Here is a 23,678-nt window from a genome sequence, read left to right as displayed (position 1 = left end):
CCGCTAGCGTACAAATTGTGGTTATCCACCACCCGGCTCTAAGGCTGACAATGCGACTGGCTTTCCCCACTTTGTTGTTCACTGCCGTGGCGCTGCTATTAAGTGCCGCTGGTGTGAATGCTGCACCGCAACATGCGTTGACCGTGTACGGTGAACCGGCGAAGTATCCCGCGGGCTTCAGCCATTTCGCCTACACCAACCCGCGCGCGCCCAAGGGCGGCACGATGCGTCGCTCAGCGATGGAAATCGGTCATTTCGACCATATGCTGCCGTACATCGACAAGGGCACGGGTGTCACGCAGATCGACGGCTTGATCTACTCGCCCCTGGCCCAGCGTTCGCTGGATGAGCCCTATACCGTTTACGGCCTGATCGCCCAACAGATGGAGCGTTCCGACGACGGACTGTCGCTGCGTTTCTACCTGAATCCGAAGGCCCGTTTTGCCGACGGCAAGCCGATCACCGCCGAAGACGTGCGCTATACCTTCGACCTGCTGATGACCCAGGGCAGCCTGCGCTATCGCACGCAGTTCGCCGACGTCAAAGGCGTCGAAGTAGAGTCACCACTCACCATTCGGTTCGACTTCAAGAGCAACGAAAACCGTACCCTGCCCCTGGACATCGCGACCTTGCCGGTGTTTCCCGAGCACTGGTGGAAAACCCGCAACTTTGCCAGTGGCGGTGGTTACGAGCCGCCGCTGGGTAGCGGGCCGTATCGCGTGAACAAGGTCGACTCCGGGCGCAGCATCACCTTCGAGCGTAACGCCGACTGGTGGGGCAAGGATTTACCGGTCAGCCGTGGCCTCTACAACTTCGATCATTTCAGCATCGAGTATTTCGGCGATACCGATGTCGCCCGCCAGGTTCTGCGAGGTGGCGCCTACGACTACAACCGCGAATTCTCCGCTACCGCCTACTCCATCGGCTACGAAAGCCCGGCCCTGAGCGACGGTCGCCTGCAAAAGGCCCACCTGGCCAAAGAGGCACCGCAATCGGCTCAGGGCTTTGTGTTCAATCTGCAAAACCCGATGTTTCAGGACCGTCGCGTGCGTCAGGCCCTGGCCATGCTCTGGGATTTCGAGTGGAGCAACCGGCAGATGATGCGCGAGATGTACATCCGCCAGCAGAGCTACTTTTCCAACACCGACCTCGCTGCCCGAGAACTGCCCGACGCAGGTGAACGGGCGATTCTGGAACCGCTGCGCGGGCAGATCCCCGACGAAGTCTTCACCCAGGTCTTCGAAGCGCCGAAAACCGACGGCAGCGGCGTGATTCGCGACAAACAGTTGCAAGCCCTGGGTTTGCTCGAACAAGCCGGGTGGAAACCCGAAGGTGATCAACTGGTCAACGCCCAAGGCCAACCGCTGAGCTTCACCTTCCTGGTCAGCCAGAACGGCATGGACCGATTGCTGCTGCCTTACAAGCGCACCCTGAAACAAATCGGCATCGACATGAATATTCGCCGCATCGACGCGTCCCAGTACGTCAACCGCCTGATGTCCCGGGATTACGACATGATCGTCACCGGCTACCCGGTCACCACCTCGCCAGGCAACGAGTTGTACAACTACTTTGGTTCGGCGGCGGCCAACGATCCCGGTTCCAACAACTACATGGTGCTGAAGAACCCGGCGGTCGATACGCTGGTCAACGGCCTGGTTCGCGCCACCACCCAGGCTGACATGCTGCGCTACGCCCATGCCCTGGACCGCGTCCTGCAATGGAACTTCTATTGGATTCCCAATTATTACCCGCCGGGCAGCTCGACCGTGTGGTGGAACCGCTTCGGCATTCCCTCTGTACAGGCGAGCAATGACGCAGCCATCGAGAGTTGGTGGGAAGTGAGCTCCACCCCGCTGACCAATCAACAAATGACCGCCGAGCTCATCAAACGCGGCAAGCCCGGAGGACCGCACTGATGTGGGCTTACATACTACGGCGCCTGCTACTGATCATTCCGACACTGGTGATCATTCTTCTGGTCAATTTCGTCATCGTCCAGGCCGCGCCCGGTGGCCCGGTGGAACAGGCCATCGCGCAATTGCAGGGCATTGGCGGTGCGAGTGTCGGTGGCGGTTCCAGCGAAACCATGCATGGCAGTTCACGGGCCAGTCGAGGGCTCGACCCGCAGCTGATCAAGGAGATTGAAAAGCAATATGGCTTCGACAAACCGGCCCCGGAGCGTCTGTGGCTGATGCTCGGGAGCTACGCCCGCCTCGACTTCGGCAAGAGCTTCTTCCGCGGCGCCACCGTTACCGACCTGATCCTGGAAAAAATGCCGGTGACCATTTCTCTCGGGCTCTGGGCCACGTTGATCACTTATCTGGTGTCGATTCCCCTGGGCATCCGCAAGGCCGTGCATCATGGCAGCCATTTCGATATCTGGAGCAGCACCGCGATCATCATCGGTTATGCCATGCCGGCGTTCCTGTTCGCGATGTTCCTGATTGTGGTCTTCGCCGGCGGCACCTCATTGAACTGGTTCCCGGTGCGCGGGCTGGTCTCGGACAATTTCGAGTCGCTGTCGACCCTGGGCAAAATCACCGATTACTTCTGGCACCTGGTGCTACCAGTGACAGCGCTGGTGGTTGGCGGTTTCGCCACCCTGACCATCCTCACCAAGAACTCCTTCCTCAATGAAATCACTCGCCAATACGTGGTCACCGCCCGAGCCAAGGGCTTGAGCGAACGCCGGGTGCTTTACGGTCATGTGTTTCGCAACGCCATGCTGCTGGTGGTGTCAGGAATTCCGCAGGCCTTCATCAGCGTATTTTTTGCCGGCTCATTGCTGATCGAAGTGATTTTCTCCCTCGATGGCCTGGGTCGCATGAGTTACGAAGCCGCGGTTTCACGGGACTATCCGGTGGTATTCGGTTCGCTGTTCATCTTCACCTTGTTCGGCCTGCTGATAAAACTCATCGGCGACCTCTGCTACACCCTGGTCGACCCACGCATCGACTTCGCCGCGAGGAACGCCTGATGTTCAAGCTCTCGCCGCTGGGCCGTCGCCGTTTCGAGCGCTTCAAGAAAAACCGCCGAGGCTGGTGGTCGCTGTGGTTGTTTATCGGCCTGTTCCTGCTGACCCTGGGCGGCGAGCTGATCGCCAACGACCAACCGCTGGTGGTCAGTTATCAGGGCTCGCTGTACTTCCCGGCATTCAAACGCCACACCGAACAGGAGTTTGGTGGGCAACTGCCGTTCCAGGCCGATTACCGCAGCGATTACGTGCAGAAGCTGATTCATAAGGACGGCGGCTGGATGCTGTTTCCTCCGATCCCGTTCAGCGACGACACGCCCAATTACGACCTCAATCAACCGGCGCCGAGCCCGCCGTCAAAGGTCAACTGGCTGGGCACTGACGATCAGGCCCGGGACGTGCTGGCCCGGGTGATTTTCGGGGCGCGGGTGTCGATTCTGTTCGCGCTGGCGCTGACCTTCATCAGTGCGTTGATCGGCATCGCCGCCGGTGCGCTGCAAGGCTACTACGGCGGTTGGGTCGACCTGATCGGTCAGCGCTTGCAGGAAGTCTGGTCGGGGCTGCCGGTGCTGTACCTGCTGATCATTCTGTCGGGCTTCGTCGAGCCGAATTTCTGGTGGCTGCTGGGGATCATGGCGCTGTTTTCCTGGCTGGCCCTGGTGGACGTGGTGCGCGCCGAATTCCTGCGCGGGCGCAACCTGGAATACGTCAAAGCCGCCCGTGCGCTGGGCCTGACCGACCGCAAGGTGATCGTGCGGCACATTCTGCCCAACGCGATGAATGCCACCCTGAGTTATTTGCCGTTCATTTTGACCGGGGCGATTTCCACCCTCACGGCGCTGGATTTTCTCGGCTTCGGCATGCCGGCCGGCAGTGCATCGCTGGGTGAGTTGATTGGTCAAGGCAAGCAGAACCTGCAAGCGCCGTGGCTGGGGTTGACGGCGTTTTTCACCCTGGCGCTGATTCTTTCTTTATTGGTGTTTATCGGGGAGGCATTACGCGATGCCTTTGATCCTCGGTCTTGAAGCGGACTGTTGATATGAGTGACAACCTGATCGAAATCCGTGACCTCAACGTCGCCTTCAGCGGCCAGACCGTGGTACGCAACCTGTGCCTGGACATCCGTCCCGGCGAGTGCCTGGCACTGGTCGGCGAGTCGGGCTGCGGCAAGTCAGTGACTGCCCACTCGATCCTGCAACTGCTGCCCGAAAGCGGCACGACAACCACCGGCAGCATTCGCTATCGTGGCCAGGAATTGATCGGCACCGACATCAAGACCTTGCGCGAGCTGCGCGGCAACCGGATCGCGATGATCTTTCAGGAGCCGATGACCTCCCTCAATCCGCTGCACAGCGTTGAAAAGCAGATCGGCGAAACCTTGCTGCTGCATAAAGGGCTGGGCGGCAAAGCGGCACAAGCGCGGATTCTTGAGTTGCTGCAACTGGTAGGCATCCAGAAACCCGAAGAACGGCTCAAGGCTTATCCCCATCAACTGTCGGGCGGCCAACGGCAACGGGTGATGATCGCCATGGCCCTGGCTTGCGAGCCGGAATTGCTGATCGCCGACGAGCCGACCACCGCGCTGGATGTGACGGTACAACGCAAGATCCTGCTGCTGCTCAAATCCCTGCAACAGCGGCTCGGCATGTCGCTGCTGTTGATCAGCCACGACCTCAATCTGGTGCGCAGCATGGCCCAGCGGGTTTGCGTGATGCACGCCGGGGAAATCGTCGAGCAGGCACCTTGCGAAACGCTGTTCACCGAGCCGAGACACCCTTACAGCTGCATGTTGCTGAACGCCGAGCCGGAAGGTGAAGCGCTGCCCCGGGACGAGCGTGAAAACGTGCTGGAAGTGGATAATTTACAGGTCCGGTTCGTCATCGGTGGCGGCCTGTTCCAGCGTAAAACCTATCTGCGAGCGGTGGACGACATCAGTCTGAATGTTCAGCGTGGCAAGACGCTGGGCATCGTCGGTGAGTCCGGTTCGGGCAAGTCCACCCTCGGTCAGGCGATCCTGCGCTTGCTCGATTCGCAAGGCAGCATTCGCTTTCAGGGCGAGGCCCTGGATGGCTTGACGCAAAAGCAGCTGCGATCGTGGCGCAAGAAGATGCAGGTGGTGTTCCAGGACCCCTTCGGCAGTCTCAGCCCGCGAATGTCCGTGGCGCAGATCATCAGTGAAGGCCTTGAGGTTCATAGCCAATCCACCCCGGACGAATGCGAAGCCCAGGTGATCCGGGCGCTGGAAGAAGTCGGCCTCGACCCGCAAAGCCGTCATCGCTACCCGCACGAATTCTCGGGTGGCCAACGCCAACGCATCGCCATTGCCCGCGCACTGGTGCTGAAACCGGCGCTGATCCTACTCGACGAACCGACCTCGGCGCTGGATCGCACGGTGCAAAAACAAGTGGTCGCCCTGCTCCGTCAGCTTCAGGAAAAATACGGCCTGACCTACCTGTTCATCAGTCACGACCTGGCGGTGATACGCGCCCTGGCCCACGACATGATCGTGATCAAGGACGGCAAAGTGGTGGAAAGCGGCGCCAGTCACACGGTGTTCGACTCGCCGCAGCATCCGTATACCAAAGAGCTGTTGGCGGCGGCGCGTCCGGGGTGGGCATAATCCCGTGTACACCGATGAACCGCGTCGCGGCCATCGCGGGCAAGCCCGGCTCCCACAGGTTTTAAGTCGTGCCCAAATTCAGCGGCAACCCCAAATCCTGTGGGAGCGGGCTTGCCCGCGATTGGGCCAGCACAGGCAATACTTAATCAGGATCAGCCTCCCATGAACACCACCGAAAGCCTCAAGGACTACCAGCGCGTTCGTACCCTGGCGATCCGCTCGCTGTTCGAAATCATCGAGCAATCGAGCGAAGGCACGGTGATTGTCGACCGCGACGCGAACATCGTCTGGATGAACGAGCGTTATGCCCGGCGTTTCGGTCTCGAATCGGCCGCAGGTGCGATCGGCCGGGCCTGTGAAAGCGTGATCCCCGGCAGCCTGTTGCGTGAGGTGGTGCGCACCGGACGACCCATCCTGCTGGACATGCAAGACACCCCCAAGGAACCGCTGGTGGTGATGCGTCTGCCGATTCACGACGATGCCGGCGCAGTGATTGGCGCTATCGGCTTTGCCCTGTTCGATGAATTGCGCAGCCTGTCGCCGATGCTCAAGCGCTACCTGAGCATGCAGGAAGAACTCGCCTCCACCCGCTCGCTGCTGCGGGCACGGCAGACCAAGTACAACTTCGCCCACTTCATCGGCACCAGCGCCGCCAGCCTGGAAGTCAAACGTCGCGCCCGGCGCAGCGCCAGTGCCGAGTCTCCGGTGTTGCTGCTGGGCGAAACCGGTACCGGCAAAGAGTTGCTGGCCCAGGCGATTCACGGCGCCTCGCCTCGGGCGCACAAAGCGTTCGTCAGCATCAACAGCGCGGCGATCCCCGAGTCGCTGCTGGAAGCCGAGTTCTTTGGGACCGCCCCCGGCGCGTTCACCGGCGCCGATCGCAAGGGCCGCACCGGCAAGTTGCAGATCGCTCAGGGCGGCACGCTGTTTCTCGATGAGATCGGCGACATGCCGCTGCCGCTGCAAAGCAAGTTGCTGCGGGTGTTGCAGGAAAAGGAATTCGAGCCGGTGGGTTCCAACGAAGTTATTCAAAGCGATGTGCGGGTGATCGCGGCCACCTCCACCGACCTGGAAGCGGCGATCAAACGCGGCGAGTTTCGCGCCGATTTATATTACCGCCTCAATGTGCTGCCGATTCAGGTTCCGCCCTTGCGTGATCGCCTCGACGACCTGCCGGCCCTCAGCGAAGCGATTCTCGAAGAGCTGCGCAGTCAGCACGAACTGAACCCCGAAGCCTTGAATTTGTTGGGTCAACACGCTTGGCCAGGGAACATCCGCGAACTGCGCAATGTTCTGGAACGCGCGGCGTTGCTCAGTGATGATTTGATGCTGAACGTGGCGGATATCCGCGCGGCGATTGGCAGTGTTGTCCCGGTGCAGCGTGTGGTGCCCTTGGCCATCGAGCCGGTTGCCCATGAGACTTTCAGTGAAGCTCGCGAACGGTTTGATCGGCAGTTGATTGAGTCCGCCCTCGCGCAATGCGGCGGGAAGGTTATCGAAGCGGCGGCGCGTTTGGGGCTGGGGCGGTCGACGTTGTACAAGAAGATGGTGGCCTTGGGGATTGCCGAGTCTCCATAAAGAGACACGCATCTCTATTTGTAGATCGATTTCAAGATCAAAAGATCGCAGCCTTCGGCAGCTTCTACGGTGATTTCTGCGTTTCCCTGTAGGAGCTGCCGAAGGCTGCGATCTTTTAAGACGCTCAATCGTCTCCAAACAGAGACAAACATCCTCCACAACATTCAGAAAAAATATAAATCCTTTATATTTCATCAACTTATATATCTGGCACGAAACTCGCTATAGCCCTTCGCACAAAGCTTCACCCTACAAAAATAACAATTCAGGAGACACACCATGAGTGTGATCATTGCCTTGGCAGCCCTCACGCTGCTGATGGTGGCTGCTTACCGTGGCTACAGCGTTATCCTCTTTGCTCCTATCGCCGCCCTCGGCGCCGTCCTGCTCACCGACCCTTCCGCCGTTGCCCCCGTCTTCACCGGGGTGTTCATGGAAAAAATGGTCGGCTTCGTCAAACTGTATTTCCCGGTGTTCCTGCTCGGTGCCGTGTTCGGCAAGCTGATCGAGTTGTCGGGCTTCTCCCGCTCCATCGTCGCAGCGGCCATTCGCTTGCTCGGCACTCGCCAGGCGATGCTGGTGATCGTGCTGGTCTGCGCCTTGCTCACTTACGGCGGCGTGTCGCTGTTTGTGGTGGTGTTTGCGGTCTACCCGTTTGCCGCCGAGATGTTCCGCCAGAGCAATATCCCCAAGCGCCTGATCCCGGCGACCATCGCCCTCGGCGCATTCTCGTTCACCATGGATGCCCTGCCCGGCACCCCGCAGATCCAGAACATCATCCCCAGCACCTTCTTCAACACCACCGCCTGGGCCGCGCCGTGGCTGGGTGTGATCGGCACGATTTTCGTGTTCTGCGCCGGCATGCTGTTCCTTCAAAGCCAGCGCAACAAGGCCCAGCGCAGTGGTGAAGGGTATGGTTCAGAGCTGCGCAACGAGCCGGAAACCGCACCGGACATCAAGCTGCCCAACCCCTGGATCGCGCTGTCGCCACTGTTGATGGTGGGCCTGATGAACCTGCTGTTCACTCGCTGGATTCCGCTGTGGTACGGCAAGACGCACAGCGTCGTGCTGCCAGGCATGGCAGCCCCTGTCACCACCGACATCGCCAAACTGACCGCGATCTGGGCGGTCCAGGCAGCCTTGCTGGTGGGCATCGTCATGGTGCTGGTGTTCGCCTTTCAGACGATTCGCGGCAAGTTGGCCGAAGGCAGTAAAAGTGCGGTCAGCGGCGCGCTGCTGGCGGCGATGAACACCGCGTCGGAATACGGTTTCGGTGCAGTGATCGCGTCGCTACCGGGTTTTCTGGTGCTGTCCGGCTGGCTCAAAAGCATTCCCAACCCGCTGGTCAACGAAGCGATTACCGTGACCCTGCTGGCCGGTATCACCGGTTCGGCGTCGGGTGGCATGAGCATTGCCCTGGCGGCAATGTCCGAGACATTCATCAGTGCTGCCCACGCCGCCAATATTCCGCTGGAAGTGCTGCACCGGGTCGCCGCGATGGCCAGTGGCGGCATGGACACCCTGCCGCACAACGGCGCGGTGATTACGTTGCTGGCGGTCACCGGTTTGACCCACCGCGAGGCCTACAAAGACATTTTCTGTATTACGCTGATCAAGACACTCGCTGTTTTTGTGGTGATCGGTTCTTTCTACGCCACTGGCATTGTGTGAGGTATTCATGACAACTCTTTCGGGCAAGACCGCACTGGTCACCGGTTCCACCAGCGGCATCGGTCTGGGAATCGCCCTGAGCCTGGCCAAGGCTGGCGCCAACCTGATCCTCAACGGTTTCGGCGATGCGTCCAGGGTGATTGCCGAGGTGGAACAGCTCAATAATAAAAGCGGCGGCAAGGTCGGCCATCACCCCGCCGACGTCAGCGACCCGGCGCAGATCGCCGACATGATCGAGTACGCCGAGCGTGAGTTCGGCGGCGTGGATATCCTGGTCAACAACGCGGGCATCCAGCACGTGGCGGCGGTGGAAGATTTTCCGGTGGAGCGCTGGGACTCGATCATTGCGATCAATCTGTCGTCGGTGTTTCACAGTACCCGTTTGAGCCTGCCGGGCATGCGCGCCAAGGGCTGGGGACGGATCATCAATATCGCTTCGGTGCATGGCCAGGTCGGTTCGGTGGGCAAGGCGGCGTATGTCGCGGCCAAGCATGGCGTGATTGGCTTGACCAAAGTGGTCGGTCTGGAAACCGCTACGACGAACGTCACCTGCAACGCCATCTGCCCGGGTTGGGTACTGACGCCGCTGGTGCAGAAGCAGATCGATGATCGCGCCGCGACCGGGATCGACCCGCAGCAGGCGCAACATGATTTGCTGGCCGAGAAGCAGCCGTCGCTGGAATTCGTGACGCCGCCGCAGCTGGGCGAGTTGGTGCTGTTTTTATGCAGCGAAGCCGGTAGCCAGGTGCGTGGCGCGGCGTGGAATATTGATGGTGGGTGGTTGGCGCAGTAACCCACCGGTAACCCCTGTGGCGAGGGAGCTTGCTCCCGTTCGGCTGCGAAGCAGTCGTAATTAGGTGTTGGGACAGCTGCGCTGTCCAGCGGGAGCAAGCTCCCTCGCCACAAAAGCCTGCGTGTTATGCATAAATAAGAAGAGGCCAAGCCATGTCCGACATCCTCTGGCAACCCGGCACCGAGCGCATCGGCAAATCCCGCATGGAGGCCTTCCGGCGCTTCGTCAATCAGCGACATGCCCGTGAGATCGCCGACTACCCTGCCCTGCACCAGTGGAGCATCGATCAACGCGAAGCTTTCTGGCAGGCCATCGTCGATTTCTTCGACATCCGTTTTCACGATCAGCCAGACGCGGTGCTGATTGAGGGCGCACAGATGCCCAGCGCCCAGTGGTTCCCCGGCGCCACGCTAAACTTCGCCGAGCACTTGCTGCGCCGTCGCGACGATGCCGTGGCGGTGGTGGCCATCGGCGAAAACGGCCAACGGGAACAACTGACCTGGGCCGAACTGGCGAGCCATGTCGCCGGTTTTCAAAACGGCCTGAAAGCCGCCGGTGTCGGCCTCGGCGACCGCGTGGCCGCGTGCATGCCAAACACCTGGCAAACATTGGTGGCCATGCTCGCCACCACCAGTCTGGGTGCGATCTGGTCTTGTTCCTCGCCAGATTTCGGTACTCATGGGGTGATCGACCGCTTCGGCCAGATCGAGCCGAAAGTGCTGATTACCTGCGCCGGTTACCGTTACGCCGGCAAAGAGATTGACCAGACCGCCAAGGTCAACGAAATCCTCGGGCAACTGCCGTCCTTGCAGCAGTTGATCGTTGTGCCTTATGCACGACCCCAGGCGCGCATCGAAGACTTCCACAGCCAGGCCAACGTGACGCTCTGGGACGATTTCTACGACCCGGGCGGCGAGCCGCAATTCATTCCCGTGCCCTTCGCTCATCCGCTGTACATCCTCTATTCCAGCGGCACCACCGGCGTGCCTAAATGCATTGTTCACAGCACCGGCGGCGTACTGCTGCAACACGTCAAGGAACATGGGCTGCATACCGATCTTGGCCCCGGCGACCGTTTGTTCTACTACACCACGTGCGGCTGGATGATGTGGAACTGGCTGGTCTCGGCGCTGGCAGTCGACAGCGCCGTGGTGTTGTACGACGGCTCGCCATTTCATCCAGGCCCGGAGCGTTTGATCGACCTGATCGACGACGAACGCATCAACGTCTTCGGCACCAGCCCCAAGTTCCTCACCGCACTGGAAAGCAATGGCGTGAAGCCCTGCGACAGTCATGACCTGAGCAGCCTGAAAACCGTACTGTCCACCGGTTCCGCGCTGTCCCCGCAAAGCTTCGACTACGTCTACCGCGCGTTCAAGTCCGACCTGTGCCTGTCCTCTATGTCCGGCGGCACTGACATCATTTCGTGCTTTGTGATTGGCAACCCGGTCCTGCCGGTGCGCCGTGGCGAAATGCAGTGCAAGGGACTGGGCATGGCGGTGGAAGTCTGGAACGACGCCGGTACGCCAGTGATCGGTGAAAAAGGCGAACTGGTGTGCACCCGACATTTTCCGGCCATGCCCATCAGTTTGTGGCATGACCCTGATGGGGAGAAGCTGCGAAAGTCCTATTTCAGCCTGTTCCCGGGCGTCTGGGCCCAGGGCGATTACGCCGAGCAACTGCCCCACGGTGGTCTGTTGATCCACGGGCGTTCCGACGCGGTACTCAACCCCGGCGGCGTGCGCATCGGCACGGCGGAAATCTATCGTCAGGTAGAGAAAGTCCCGCAGGTGCTGGACAGCGTCGCCATCGGCCAGCAATGGCAGGATGACGTGCGGGTGGTGCTGTTCGTGAAGTTGCGTGATGGTGTCGAGCTGGACGAAGCGCTGCAACAACAGATTCGCCAGGTCATCCGCGCCAACACCACACCACGGCATGTGCCGGCGAAGATAGTTGCGGTGACGGACATTCCGCGGACCATCAGCGGCAAAGTGGTCGAACTGGCGGTAAGGAATGTGGTGCATGGCCAGAAGGTGAAGAACACCGATGCACTGGCCAATCCCGAGGCATTGGAGCAGTTTCGCGACCGCCCTGAATTGAGCGACTGAAACGTAGATTCATTGTGGGAGCGGGCTTGCTCGCGAAGACGATTTCACATTCAACATTGATGTTGGCTGATAGACCGCTTTCGCGAGCAAGCCCGCTCCCACATTTTGATCGTCGTTGCCGGCGCTAGTCCACCAATCCCCATTCCCCCGGCGGTGCATGGGGCCCAGGCGTGGCCTCGGCGTGCATTTTCAGGCGCAGACGCAAGTTGTTCACCGAATCTGCATGTTTCAACGCCTCTGCCTCATCAATCGCGCCCTCGGCAAACAGCCCGAACAGCGCACTATCAAAGGTCTGCATTCCCGCTTCTGACGACTTCTCCATAATCCCCTTGAGCTCGCCAAGCTCATTGCGCCGGATCAGGTCGCCGATGGTTGGCGTTCCCAGCATCACTTCCACCGCCGCCCGGCGCTGCCCATCCCGGGTACGCACCAAACGCTGGGAAACAAAGGCCTTGAGGTTATTGCCCAGGTCATGGAGCAGTTGCGCCCGGCGCTCTTCCGGAAAGAAGTTGATTACGCGGTCCAGTGCCTGATTGGCGTTGTGGGCATGCAAAGTGGAAATGACCAGATGACCGGTATCGGCAAACGCCAACGCGTGCTCCATAGTCTCGCGATCGCGGATCTCGCCGATCAGCACCACGTCCGGCGCCTGGCGCAGGGTGTTTTTCAACGCCGCATGAAAACTGCGGGTATCGACGCCGACCTCACGCTGGTTAATGATCGACTTCTTGTGCCGATGGATAAACTCGACCGGGTCTTCGATGGTGATGATATGGCCGCTGCTGTGACGGTTGCGGTAATCGATCAGCGCCGCCAGCGAGGTCGACTTGCCGGAACCGGTCGAACCGACGAACAATATCAGCCCCTGTTTGAGCATCACGGTTTCGAGCAGCACCGGTGGCAGCTTGAGGTCTTCGAAGCGTGGAATGTCGAGTTTGATATTGCGCGCCACGATCGACACATCATTGCGCTGCTTGAAGATATTGAGCCGAAAGCGCCCGACCCCGGCCAGGGAAAGCGCCAGGTTCATTTCCAGTTCGCGATCGAACTCCAGGCGCTGTTCGGCGTCCATGATGGACGCGGCAATGGCTGCGATTTCTCCGGGCTTGAACGGTTGCTCAGCCAGGGCTTTGAGCACACCGTCAAATTTCGCACTGGGTGGCGCGCCCGTGGACAAGTAAAGATCGGAGCCATTGCGGCTGGCCAGAATTTGCAACAGTGCATCGATTTCCATGGCAAAAAACACCCGCGAAGCATTCAATTGAAAAAATGACCCAAAACGGATCATCCAGCGTCTACCGCCATGCAAGGATAGTAGACGCCGCCACACCGACTGACGCGCAGGACATTGTAATGAACGCACCACCGACCGCCAGCGACGCCCAGGCCTTGATTGCCCGACTGGACTGGACAAACAACCCGCTGGGCGCCGCTGATCACTGGCCGCAGAGCCTGCGCACCGCCGTGGACATTGTGATTCACTCGCCGATGCCGATGCTGTTGCTGTGGGGCCCGCAGCTTACCCAGATCTACAACGACGGCTTCGCCCTCCTCGCCGGCAGCAAACACCCTCACGCTTTCGGACAACCGACGCACCTGATCTGGCCAGAACTGAAAGACTTCACCGACCCGATTTACAGCGCCGTCCTACAGGGTCAGGTGCGGACCTACAGCGAACAGCGCTTTACCTTGCAGCGCGACGGACGAGATTCCGACTTCTGGCTGGATTTGACCTACAGCCCCATTCGCAATGAAAGCGCTGAGGTCGCCGGGATTCTGGTCACGGCCATCGAAACCAACGAACGCCGCCGCATCGCCCTGGAACTCGAACAGCGCTCCGCCGCCAGCCTCAAGGCCCAGCACGAAACCGAGCAGCGCCTGCAACTGGCGCTGGCCGCCACCGATGCCGTCGGCACCTGGGACTGGGACATCGGCGAAGACCGTTTCATCGCCGATGCCCACTTCGCTCAATTGCATGGCGTCGATCCGACCATGGCCAGCCAGTTGCCCATCAGCGAATACCTCCACGGCGTGCACCCGGAAGACCGGGCGATGATTGCCCGCAGCATCAAGCACTGCATCACCCATGGCAGCGAGTACGCCGAGGAATATCGCTTGCTGCAGCCCGACGGCCAATTGCGCTGGGTGTTTGCCCGAGGCCGCTGCTACAAGGATCATCATGGTCGGCCGATTCGTTTCCTTGGCGCGGCACTCGACCTGACCGAACGCAAACACATCGAACAGGCCTTGCGCCAGAGCCAGACCGAGCTGCAACTGATCATCAACGCCATGCCGATCCTGATCAGTTACGTCGACAGCGAGGAGCGTTTTCGCCTCAACAATGCCGCCTACCTGGAGTGGTACGGTCTGACGCCCCAGGAGCTTTACGGCCGCACCGTCCGTGAAGTGCTGGGGGACGAAGCCTATGCCCTGCGCGCCGAATACATTGCCGATGCGCTGAAAGGCAAGGCCTGCAGTTTCAGCATCAGCGCCGCGCACCGCGATGGCAGCACCCGCCAGGCCCTGATGAACTACCTGCCACGTCATGGCGCGGACGGCGCGGTCAACGGTTTCTACATCTTCGTGATCGACGAGACCGAGCGCAAACAGACCGAAGAAGCTCTGCGCAACCTCAACGAAACCCTTGAAGAACGCGTCAGCGCCCGCACTCAGCAATTGGCCGAAGCCAACCAGCGGCTGCAGAACGAGATGTTCGAACGCGAGCGCGCTGAAGATGCCTTGCGGCATGCGCAGAAAATGGAAGCGGTCGGACAGCTCACTGGTGGCATCGCCCATGACTTCAACAACATGCTCACCGGGATCATCGGCAGCCTCGATTTGATGCAGCGCTACATCGCCGACGGGCGCGCCGCGGAGATCGGTCGTTTTACCGAAGCCGCGGTGTCCTCGGCTCACCGCGCGGCTGCCCTGACCCATCGCCTGCTGGCGTTCTCCCGGCGTCAGTCACTGGATCGCAAGCCGCTGAATGCCAATCAGCTGGTGCATTCTCTGGAAGATTTGTTCCGCCGCACCAAGGGCGACCCTATCGAGCTCAAAATAAAGCTGGCCGATGAAGTCTGGCCCGTCAGCACTGACGTCAGCCAACTGGAAAACGCCTTGCTCAACCTCGTGATCAATGCCCGGGATGCGATGCCCGAAGGTGGCGAGTTGCTGATCGAAACCGCCAACGTTCACCTCGACGGTAGCGACATCACCCCCCTGGAACCGGTCACGGCCGGGGATTACCTGATGATTGCCGTCAGCGACAACGGCGCCGGCATGACCCCGTCAGTGTTGGCCAAGGCCTTCGATCCGTTCTTCACCACCAAACCCATCGGTCAGGGCACCGGCCTTGGGCTGTCGATGATCTATGGTTTCGCCCAGCAGTCGGGCGGGCACGTCAGCCTTCACAGCCTGCCGGGCCAGGGCACCTGCGTTCGCCTGTATTTGCCACGCCTGCACGTCGCGGTGCCGGAGCACACTCTGGAGCCGCTCACCGGCGAAACTCCGGCAGCGGTGGCCGGTGAAACGGTAGTGTTGGTGGAAGACGATCCGGCGGTGCGTATGCTGGTGCTCGACCTGCTCAATGAACTGGGTTATCACGCTCATGAAGCCGAAGACGCGAAGGCCGCCCTGCCCTTGCTGGAATCCGACCTGCGGGTCGATCTGCTGGTGACCGATGTCGGGCTGCCGGGCATGAACGGTCGGCAACTGGCGGAAATCGCGCGTCAGCATCGCCCGGATCTGAAGGTGCTGTTCATGACCGGTTATGCGGAGAAAGCCGCCGAACGCCAGGGTTTTCTGGAGGAAGGGATGGACATGGTGGCCAAACCTTTTTCCATTGACCTGTTGGCCAACAAGATTCGCACGATGATCGGCCAAGCGGACTGAGTTAAGGCATAATCGCGCGCCCCACGCTGGCACCAACATAGCCACCACCGTTGCAAGGTACTGCCAATGAAAGCCCAAGCCCGCCATATTCTGGTGAAAACCTCGGAAGAAGCCGAGCAGCTCAAACAACGCATCGCCAAGGGCGAAGCCTTCGATGTGCTGGCCAAGAAATACTCCACGTGCCCGTCCGGCAAACGCGGCGGTGACCTGGGCGAAGTACGGCCCGGGCAGATGGTCGGCGTGATCGATGCGGTGATCTTCAAAAAACCACTGCGTGTGGTGCACGGGCCGATCAAGAGCAAGTTTGGTTATCACCTGGTGCAGGTGTTTTACCGGGATTGAGGGGCTTGGCTTTAGGGCCTCATCGCGGGCAAGCCCGCTCCCACAGGGATTGTGAATTGCCACAGATTGCAGCCACACCAAAAAACCTGTGGGAGCGGGCTTGCCCGCGATCCGGTTGCGCAGCAAACGGCCATCCACCGCTTATCTCGGGATCAGCGCCCCCGGCACCTGAATCACCCGACTCGCCAACCGATGCCCCGCCTCGGCAGCCTCGACCGGGCTGCCACCCTTGAGCCGACACGCCAAATAAGCCGCACTGAACGAATCCCCCGCCGCCGTAGTGTCAACTACCCGCTCGACCTTCTGCGCCGGCACTTCGAACGACTCACCGTCACAGCGAATCAGACACGCCTGCGCGCCGCGCTTGAGCACCACCTCGGGCGTACCCATCTGCTCGTACGCGGCAAACACCGCCGCGCAATCGGAAAAGTGGAACAGCGCCTGCTCGTCCTCAACCGTCAGCAACGCCAGGTCGATATAGGGCAGAACACTGCGATAAGCCGCCCGGGCCTCTTCGATCGACGCCCACAAGCGTGGTCGATAATTGTTGTCGAACACAATCCGCGCATCCCGTTGCCGGGCTTCGATCAGGGTTTCCAGAAGTTTTTCCCGCCCTTGCACACCGAGCACCGCCAGGGTGATGCCGCTGAAATACAACACGTCGTAATCCGGCAGCGCCGCCAGGATCGGCGCGGCCGCCGGTGTGGTAAAGCAATCGCGCACTGCCGCTTCGTTGCGCCAGTAGAGAAAACGCCGCTCGCCGGCCGCATCGGTCTGGATGCAATACAGGCCAGGCAGGCGACCGGGCAAACGCTGGACCATGTCCAGCCCGATGTTTTCACTGGCCCAGCTCTGGCACATCGCATCGCTGAAACTGTCATCGCCCAGGGCGGTGACGTAATCCACCGTGCCGCCATCGCCCAGCTCACGGGCCAGGTAGACCGCGGTGTTCAGGGTATCGCCGCCGAAGCTTTGTTGCAGCGTACCGTCGGCGCGCTGCTGCAATTCGATCATGCATTCGCCGATCAGGGCGATGCGCGGGGTGTTGGGGCCGAGGGGGCTGATGCTGTTCATCGTTGAGGGGGTCTCTGGTACTGCGATGTTGTTTGGTAGGCCGTCATCGCGGGCAAGTCGGATCGCCGCACCGCCGCTCCCACAGAGATTTGTGAATTGCCACAAATTGCAACCACACCAAAAACCTGTGGGAGCGGGCTTGCCCGCGATAGCCCCGCCTCGGTCTAAACCTTAGAAACAGGTTTCCATGGTTTCGATGACATTCAACTGCTCATCCACCAGACACCCGATGCGCCATTTGTCGAACGTCAGGCACGGGTGCGAAGTACCGAACGAAATGATATCGCCCACCCGCAACTCAACCCCTGGCGCAACGGTCATGAATGCATGCTGGTCCATCACCGCTGTCACCTTGCAGGCACTCACATCCTCGCCGATTGCCGGCACTACACCGGCCTTGTAACGCAGCAATGGCACTGGTAAACCGGCGTCATAAGCGACGTCGCGCTTGCCCAGGGCGATCACCGCAAAACCCGGTTCAGGCAACGACTGCACATGCGCCCAGACTTCCAGCGCCGGGCGCAAACCTTCGTGCAGGTCGCTGCGACGGTCGAGCACGCAGCATTGCGCTTCTTTGTAGATGCCATGGTCATGGGCCACGTAGCTGCCGGGCCGCAGCACACTGAGGAAGCGCCCGCCGGCGTTCTGCGCTTCGAAGGATTCAGCGATCAAGTCGTACCAGGCCGAACCCGACGCCGTGATGATCGGCTTGGCAATGGCGAACGCGCCGCTGTCCTGCAATTGCACCGCCAGGCGCACCAAAGAATCAGCGAACGCACGGATGCCGCTCACCGCGTGATCGCCGTGAATCACTCCTTCGTACCCCTCGATGCCGGTCAGCGCCAATGCCGGTTGCGCCGCAATCGCCTTGGCCAGCGCCAGCACTTCGGCTTCGGTGCGGCAACCGCAACGCCCGCCGACCACGCCGTACTCGATCATCACGTTCAAGCGCACCCCGCGCGAGGCGAAATACGCACCGAGGTCCGCGACGTTATCCGGATGATCGACCATGCAATAGAAATCGAAGGTCGGGTCTGCCAACAGATCGGCGATCAGCGCCATGTTCGGCGTGCCGACCAATTGGTTGGCCATCAGCACCCGATGCACGCCATGGGCGTAAGCCGCGCGGGTTTGCGTGGCGCTGGCCAGAGTGATGCCCCAGGCACCGGCGTCCAGTTGGCGGCGAAACAGCGCCGGGGTCATGCTGGTTTTGCCGTGGGGCGCCAGTTCCGCGCCGCTGTTGCTGACGAAGTCCTGCATCCAGCGAATGTTGTGCTCCAGCGCGTCGCGGTGCAGCACCAGCGCAGGCAGGCTGACGTCGCGCACAAGATTGGCGCCTGTATGGGCAAAGCCCTTTTCCACGGCGGCAGTATTTTTGGCGGAATACATGGTCGATCTCCTCACACTCGCGGCCGCAGGCAGCCGCTGTTATTCGTTGATACGCCGGGCGAGGCTGTTGGCGCTGTCGATCAGCACCCGACGATAGTCGTTGTAATTGTTCTTCGCATCGGCCCTTGGGGCGACGATGCACAGGGTTGCGATGGCCACGCCGTTCGGGTCTTTGACCGGGGCGGCGAAGCAATGGGTAAAGGTGTCAGCGACGCTATCGAAGGAAAAGAACCCATCGATACCGGCCTGGCGAATTTCCTCGAGAAACCGCTCCAGCGGCAAACGTTCGCCGTCGGGCAGGATGAAGTCGTCCGGGTCGATCAAGTCGACAATCTGCTGATCGCTCAGATGCGCCAGCAGCAGGCGCCCGGAAGCGGTCCAGGGGATCGGCGCGTTCTCGCCGATGTCCGAGGAAATGCGAAAATGCCGCTCGCCCTCTTTCATCAACGCCACGGTGTATTTGCGCCCGTTGAGCAGGCACATCTGCGCGGTTTCACGGGTCTGGCTGACGATCTCTTGCAAGGCAAGATCGGCCTCGCGGGTCAGGTCGAAATGGCGCAAATGCGCCTGCCCGAGGAAGTACAGCTGACGACCGAGGTAAACGTGACCGTCCTTGCCCACAGGTTCGAGAATACGCCGCTCCAACAAGGAGGCGACCAGTTCGTAGACCGTCGATTTCGGGCTGCCGATGCCGCTGGCGATTTCATTCGGGCGCAGGGGCTGGCCGATTTCCTTGAGGAAATCGAGAATATCGAACGCCCGGTCCAGACCGCGAGCCCGGCGCTTGATGGTGTCTTCGGTCATTTCATTCGGTTCCCATTCAGAGTGCCGGGAGTTTACCCAGAGTCCGGTGGCGACTGTAAGGCCGCCTTCGCGGGCAAGCCAGCTCCCACAGGGTTCTATGTGCTGCCACAGATTGCAGACACACCTTCAATCCCTGTGGGAGCGTGGCTTGCCCGCGATGGGCGCGACTCGGTTCAGGCCTTTTTCTTGTACGCGATGCAATCAATCTCGACCTTGCAATCGACCATCATGTTCGCCTGCACGCAGGCCCTCGCCGGGGCGTGTTCGCTTTTGAAGTACTCGGAAAAAACTTTGTTGAAACTCCAGAAATCCCGCGGGTCTTCCAGCCACACGCCCGTACGGACTACGTCTTCGAGCCCGTAACCAGCCTCCTCCAGAATCGCGATCAGGTTTTTCATGGTCTGGTGAGTCTGCTCGACAATCCCGCCCACGATGATTTCGCCATCCAGCGCCGGCACCTGGCCAGACACGTGCAGCCAGCCATCGGCTTCGACGGCGCGGGCGAAAGGACGGGGCTGGCCGCCACCGGCGGTGCTGCCGGTGCCGTAACGAGTAATGCTCATGAGTGTTTCTCCTGATTGAAAAAGTTAAAAGCGCGTGTTCTTGAGAAATTCCGCCAGACGCGGCGACTGTGGGCGTTCGAACAGTTCCTTGGGCGGCCCCTGCTCTTCGATCCGCCCTTGATTCATGAACACGATCTTGTCCGAGACCTCGAAGGCAAAGCGCATTTCGTGGGTCACCAGCAGCATGGTCATGCCGTCCTCGGCCAAGCCCTTGATCACGTTCAGCACTTCGCCCACCAGTTCCGGGTCGAGGGCCGAGGTGACTTCATCGAACAGCATCAGGCTCGGGTTCATCGCAATCGCCCGGGCAATCGCCACGCGCTGTTGCTGGCCGCCAGACAACTGACCGGGGTAATGATCGCGACGTTCCAGCAGGCCAACCCGCTCCAGCCATTTTTCTGCCAGCGCCACGGCTTCATCCTTGTGCAGCTTTTTGACCTTGAGCAAACCGAGGGTAACGTTCTGCAACGCGGTGAGGTGCGGGAACAGGTTGAATTGCTGGAACGCCATGCCGGTCATGGCGCGATGGCGGGCGATGACTTTTTCCGGATGACGCACGCGCTTGCCGTTGACCTCGTGATAGCCGATGGATTCGCCATCGAGCAGAATCTGCCCGCCCTGGAACTCTTCGAGCATGTTCACGCAGCGCAGCAGCGTGGTCTTGCCCGAGCCGCTGGAGCCGATCAGCGTGACCACGTTGCCACGCTGCATCGTCAGGTCGACGCCCTTGAGCACTTCGAGCTGGCCGTATTGTTTGTGCAGGCCGCGGATGTCCAGCAGCGCTTGATTCTGTGTCGAAACTTGAGCTTGTGTCATGGCAAAGCCACCCGCTTTTCAATGTGCCGGCCGAGTAATTCGATGGCGTAGTTGATGACGAAAAACAGCAAACCGGCGAACAAGTAAAACTCCAGGGTCATGAACGTCCGGGCGATGATCTGTTGGGTGCTGAGCAGCAATTCGGCGACGCCGATCACCGACAACAGCGTCGAGGCCTTGACGATCTCGGTGGACGAGTTGACCCAGGTCGGCAAGATCTGCCGCAACGCCTGGGGCAACAACACGTAGCCCAGCGCCTGGTAAAACGTCAGGCCGATGGCCTTGCTCGCTTCCATCTGGCCACTGGGCAGCGCTTGCAATGCACCGCGCACAATCTCGGCAACGTGGGAGCCGCAAAACAGCGTCAGCCCCAAGGTGCCGGCGCCGAATGCGCTGATTTGCCAGCCCAATGCCGGCGCCATGTAAAAGCAGGCCAACACCAATACAAACACCGGCGTGCCGCGAATGATGTCGACGTAAAACCGGAACGGCGCGCGCATCCAGAACGTGCCGTAGGTGAGCACCAGACCGGCAACGATGCCGACCAGCGTGCCCAGTAAAATCGCCAGCGCCGAGCACTGCACACTGGTCAGAAAGCCTTGCCACAGGACTTCCCGCGCCACCCATAACTCATGCATCCAACTGGGAGATTCGTACATGGGGGCTCCTATCGGCGAATCGCCAGACGCTGCTCGAGGTAACGCAGCATCATGGCAATGAGGTAACAGGCCGCAACATAGAGCGCTGTGGTCACCAGCCAGGTTTCGATCACCCGGTAGCTCTCGACATTGATCTTGCGCGCGTAATAGGTCAGCTCCGGCACGGCAATCGCCGCCGCCAGCGAGGTGTCCTTGAACAGCGAAATGAAGTTGTTCGACAGGGCCGGCAGCACATTGCGCAGCATCACCGGCACGGTGATGTACGCCTTGACCTGCCACTCACCGAGCCCGATGGCCAGGCCGGCTTCACGTAGCCCCTTGGGAATGCTCAACAACCCGCCGCGGAACACTTCGGTCAGGTACGCCCCGGCATACAGCGACAGGGTGATGATGAACGAGGGGATCTTGTCCAGACGAATCCCCAGGCTCGGCAACGCGAAGTAGATCAACAGGATCAACACCAGGATCGGCGTATTACGGATCACCGTCACATACACCGACGCCAGCACCCGCAACGGGCGGTGCTTTGACAGCAATGCAAACGCCATCAGCAGGCCGATCACGCAGCCGATGGCGATCGACACCAGCGCCAACTCAAGGCCCAGACCGAGCCCCGCCAACAAGGTGTCGAAGTCGCGCCAGACGGCGGCAAAATTCAACTGATAGTTCATGGTCAGCAGTACCTTGAGCGGGGCGATTTAAAACCGCCCCGCTCTCACGGGATCATTTGAATTCAGCGGGGAAACCGATTGCAGGTGTAGGGAGGTCGACACCGAACCACTGCTTGAACGACGCCGCATACGTCGGGAACTCAACACCGGTCATGCCTTCATGCAGGACGGTGTTGACGAAGTTCAACCAGTCCTGATCGCCGCGCTTGACTGCACAGGAGTAGGTTTGCGGGCTCCAGGCATAAGCCGGACTGCGATAGCGACCAGGGTTCTGCACCATCAGGTATTTCACCGACGACTGATCGGTGGCCGCGGCATCGGCACGGCCGGAGTTCACGGCCTGATACATCAAATCCACGCTGTCGTATTGATCGACCTTGGCCTTGGGCAACGCCTGATGCACCAGTTCCTCGGCGTACACGTTCTGCAGCACCGCCACGATAACGCCATCGCCGGCGGCCTTCAGGTCGTCGATTTCCTTGTACTTGCTGTTGGCCGGCAGCAACAGGCCGACGCCTTCGCGGTAGTACGGCAGGGTGAACGCCACTTGCTGTGCACGGCTGGCGGTCACGGTGATGAACTGGCAACTCATGTCGACCTTGTCGGTCAGCAGATTGGGAATCCGCGCATCGGACGACTGCACCACGAACTCGACCTTGCTCGGGTCGTTGAACAACCCTTTGGCCACCATCCGCGCGATATCAATATCGAATCCCTGCAACTTGCCATCCGCGCCCTGGAAGTGCCACGGCGCATTAGTACTGCCCGTGCCCACGATCAATTTCCCACGGGCCAGCACGCTGTCGAGCTTGCTGTCTGCCGCTTGGGCGACACCCATGACAGCGGCCGAAGCCGCGAACAGAAAAACACACGCTTTAAACAACGAAGGTCGGCGATGCATGGCAAGCACTCCAGGGTGATGTTTATTCCGCTATACCGGAAGTAGGTATGTAACAACGGAATAGACAGCAGAAAGTGTGCCACAGGTTGTGGGCGGAATCTCGGGGAGTCTGGAAAGTGTTTTGAATCAGATGGATGCGCGTGAGCGCGAGGAAGGTGTTACGAAACGCACAAATAAGAGAACGCTACCGTGGGACACAACGCTCGAGTACTTGCACCACATCTGAAGCCATAGCGATTCAAAATGAAGCAGAGCCCTACCTGTAATTTCTGACAGTAGACCCACCTGCTTGCCTCCTTTAACGTCAACAGGCCTTCGATAGTCTTTGAAAAGGAGATTTCAATGAGTTCGATGACTCCCCCATCAACGCTGGCTCCAGCCTATCGCAAAGCCCTGAAAACCTGGCGCCCGGTCATTCTGTATTTCGGCAATAAAAACTGTTACGCCTGCGAAATGGCCGAGCCGGTTTTCCGCACGATTGCCGAGCAGTATAAGGATCACGCGCAGGTCTACATGCTGAGTACGAGCGAGTCCCCCAGGCATCCGGAAGTCACCGGCACGCCCACGGTGTTGTTCTACAAGGAGGGGAAGCTGCTGAAGAAGCTCAAGGGAATCGGAACCCGGGAAACCCTGGAAGAAAATTTCAAAAAGCACATCGGCAAGCTCAGGCCCAAACAGGTTGCCCGCAAACCCCGCCACGACTTGCCGTGGTTGCAGAAAACCCTCAGCACTTTATGCACCGCGCCTCGGGCACGAGAGCTGTTGAATGTGCGCTGGCTGGGTCATGTTTGAGTCGTCTGACAGACCGCTATCGCGAGCAG

The 23,678-nt window shown here is 60.2% G+C and carries 20 protein-coding genes; 11 read left to right on the top strand and 9 right to left on the bottom strand.

The window, feature by feature from the left end; genetic code table 11:
- Positions 1-50 precede the first annotated feature (50 nt).
- The 8 genes from AB7M26_RS18980 to AB7M26_RS18945 all read left to right on the top strand — a co-directional run bounded on the left by AB7M26_RS18980 (position 51) and on the right by AB7M26_RS18945 (position 11,747).
- Positions 51-1,919, top strand: a complete 1,869-nt coding sequence (locus AB7M26_RS18980; protein WP_123495004.1) for an extracellular solute-binding protein — start codon at positions 51-53, stop codon at positions 1,917-1,919.
- Positions 1,919-2,980 (top strand): microcin C ABC transporter permease YejB, encoded by a 1,062-nt coding sequence (locus AB7M26_RS18975; protein WP_123495005.1) that lies wholly within the window; start codon positions 1,919-1,921, stop codon positions 2,978-2,980. Before AB7M26_RS18980 ends, AB7M26_RS18975 begins: the two co-directional genes overlap by 1 nt.
- Entirely contained in the window at positions 2,980-4,002 is a 1,023-nt protein-coding gene (locus tag AB7M26_RS18970) for an ABC transporter permease (protein ID WP_123495006.1), read from the top strand. The genes AB7M26_RS18975 and AB7M26_RS18970 overlap by 1 nt, the downstream gene beginning before the upstream one ends.
- Positions 4,003-4,016: 14 nt before the next feature.
- A complete protein-coding gene (locus AB7M26_RS18965; protein WP_429385748.1) occupies positions 4,017-5,597 on the top strand; it encodes an ABC transporter ATP-binding protein in 1,581 nt (526 codons plus the stop codon).
- 162 nt (positions 5,598-5,759) lie between these two features.
- Positions 5,760-7,175, top strand: a complete 1,416-nt coding sequence (locus AB7M26_RS18960) for a sigma-54 interaction domain-containing protein (RefSeq protein WP_123495008.1) — start codon at positions 5,760-5,762, stop codon at positions 7,173-7,175.
- 279 nt (positions 7,176-7,454) lie between these two features.
- The gene (locus AB7M26_RS18955) at positions 7,455-8,846 is read left to right on the top strand and encodes a GntP family permease (RefSeq protein WP_123495009.1); all 1,392 of its coding nucleotides are present in this window, start codon (positions 7,455-7,457) and stop codon (positions 8,844-8,846) included.
- A 7-nt stretch (positions 8,847-8,853) separates the two neighbouring features.
- A complete protein-coding gene (locus AB7M26_RS18950) occupies positions 8,854-9,639 on the top strand; it encodes a 3-hydroxybutyrate dehydrogenase (RefSeq protein ID WP_123495011.1) in 786 nt (261 codons plus the stop codon).
- A 152-nt stretch (positions 9,640-9,791) separates the two neighbouring features.
- Complete coding sequence (locus tag AB7M26_RS18945; RefSeq protein WP_123495012.1) at positions 9,792-11,747, top strand: acetoacetate--CoA ligase; 1,956 nt, start codon at positions 9,792-9,794, stop codon at positions 11,745-11,747.
- A 124-nt stretch (positions 11,748-11,871) separates the two neighbouring features.
- Here AB7M26_RS18945 and AB7M26_RS18940 read toward each other — a convergent pair whose 3' ends face one another.
- Positions 11,872-12,981 (bottom strand): PilT/PilU family type 4a pilus ATPase, encoded by a 1,110-nt coding sequence (locus tag AB7M26_RS18940; protein ID WP_123495409.1) that lies wholly within the window; start codon positions 12,979-12,981, stop codon positions 11,872-11,874.
- Between the two features lie 119 nt (positions 12,982-13,100).
- Between AB7M26_RS18940 and AB7M26_RS18935 the strand changes: the two genes are divergently transcribed.
- Complete coding sequence (locus AB7M26_RS18935; protein ID WP_123495013.1) at positions 13,101-15,638, top strand: PAS domain-containing hybrid sensor histidine kinase/response regulator; 2,538 nt, start codon at positions 13,101-13,103, stop codon at positions 15,636-15,638.
- Positions 15,639-15,704: 66 nt separating this feature from the next.
- Complete coding sequence (locus AB7M26_RS18930; RefSeq protein WP_007898282.1) at positions 15,705-15,980, top strand: peptidylprolyl isomerase; 276 nt, start codon at positions 15,705-15,707, stop codon at positions 15,978-15,980.
- Positions 15,981-16,121: 141 nt separating this feature from the next.
- Here the strand turns inward: AB7M26_RS18930 and AB7M26_RS18925 are convergent, their stop codons facing one another.
- The 8 genes from AB7M26_RS18925 to AB7M26_RS18890 form a co-directional block, all read right to left on the bottom strand.
- Positions 16,122-17,054 (bottom strand): sugar kinase, encoded by a 933-nt coding sequence (locus tag AB7M26_RS18925; RefSeq protein WP_123495014.1) that lies wholly within the window; start codon positions 17,052-17,054, stop codon positions 16,122-16,124.
- 171 nt (positions 17,055-17,225) lie between these two features.
- Positions 17,226-18,443, bottom strand: coding sequence for an amino acid deaminase (locus AB7M26_RS18920; protein WP_123495015.1), 1,218 nt, complete (start codon positions 18,441-18,443; stop codon positions 17,226-17,228).
- 39 nt (positions 18,444-18,482) lie between these two features.
- Positions 18,483-19,247 (bottom strand): IclR family transcriptional regulator, encoded by a 765-nt coding sequence (locus AB7M26_RS18915; protein ID WP_032830034.1) that lies wholly within the window; start codon positions 19,245-19,247, stop codon positions 18,483-18,485.
- A 173-nt stretch (positions 19,248-19,420) separates the two neighbouring features.
- Positions 19,421-19,810: a RidA family protein gene (locus AB7M26_RS18910; protein ID WP_007898265.1), complete on the bottom strand. Its 390-nt coding sequence runs from the start codon at positions 19,808-19,810 to the stop codon at positions 19,421-19,423.
- 24 nt (positions 19,811-19,834) lie between these two features.
- Positions 19,835-20,626, bottom strand: a complete 792-nt coding sequence (locus AB7M26_RS18905) for an amino acid ABC transporter ATP-binding protein (RefSeq protein ID WP_063340152.1) — start codon at positions 20,624-20,626, stop codon at positions 19,835-19,837.
- Positions 20,623-21,285: an amino acid ABC transporter permease gene (locus tag AB7M26_RS18900; protein WP_123495016.1), complete on the bottom strand. Its 663-nt coding sequence runs from the start codon at positions 21,283-21,285 to the stop codon at positions 20,623-20,625. The genes AB7M26_RS18905 and AB7M26_RS18900 overlap by 4 nt, the downstream gene beginning before the upstream one ends.
- 8 nt (positions 21,286-21,293) lie before the next feature.
- Positions 21,294-21,956: an amino acid ABC transporter permease gene (locus AB7M26_RS18895; protein ID WP_123495017.1), complete on the bottom strand. Its 663-nt coding sequence runs from the start codon at positions 21,954-21,956 to the stop codon at positions 21,294-21,296.
- A gap of 52 nt (positions 21,957-22,008) precedes the next feature.
- Positions 22,009-22,857, bottom strand: a complete 849-nt coding sequence (locus AB7M26_RS18890; RefSeq protein WP_123495018.1) for a transporter substrate-binding domain-containing protein — start codon at positions 22,855-22,857, stop codon at positions 22,009-22,011.
- Between the two features lie 342 nt (positions 22,858-23,199).
- On the opposite strand from AB7M26_RS18890, the gene AB7M26_RS18885 reads away from it, so the two are divergent.
- Positions 23,200-23,649, top strand: a complete 450-nt coding sequence (locus tag AB7M26_RS18885; RefSeq protein ID WP_123495020.1) for a thioredoxin family protein — start codon at positions 23,200-23,202, stop codon at positions 23,647-23,649.
- The last annotated feature ends 29 nt before the right edge of the window (positions 23,650-23,678 follow it).

This window comes from Pseudomonas sp. F-14 TE3482 (assembly GCF_053629455.1).
The sequence above is the reverse complement of the archived record's forward strand: the minus strand, read 5'-3'. Positions and strand labels throughout refer to the sequence as shown.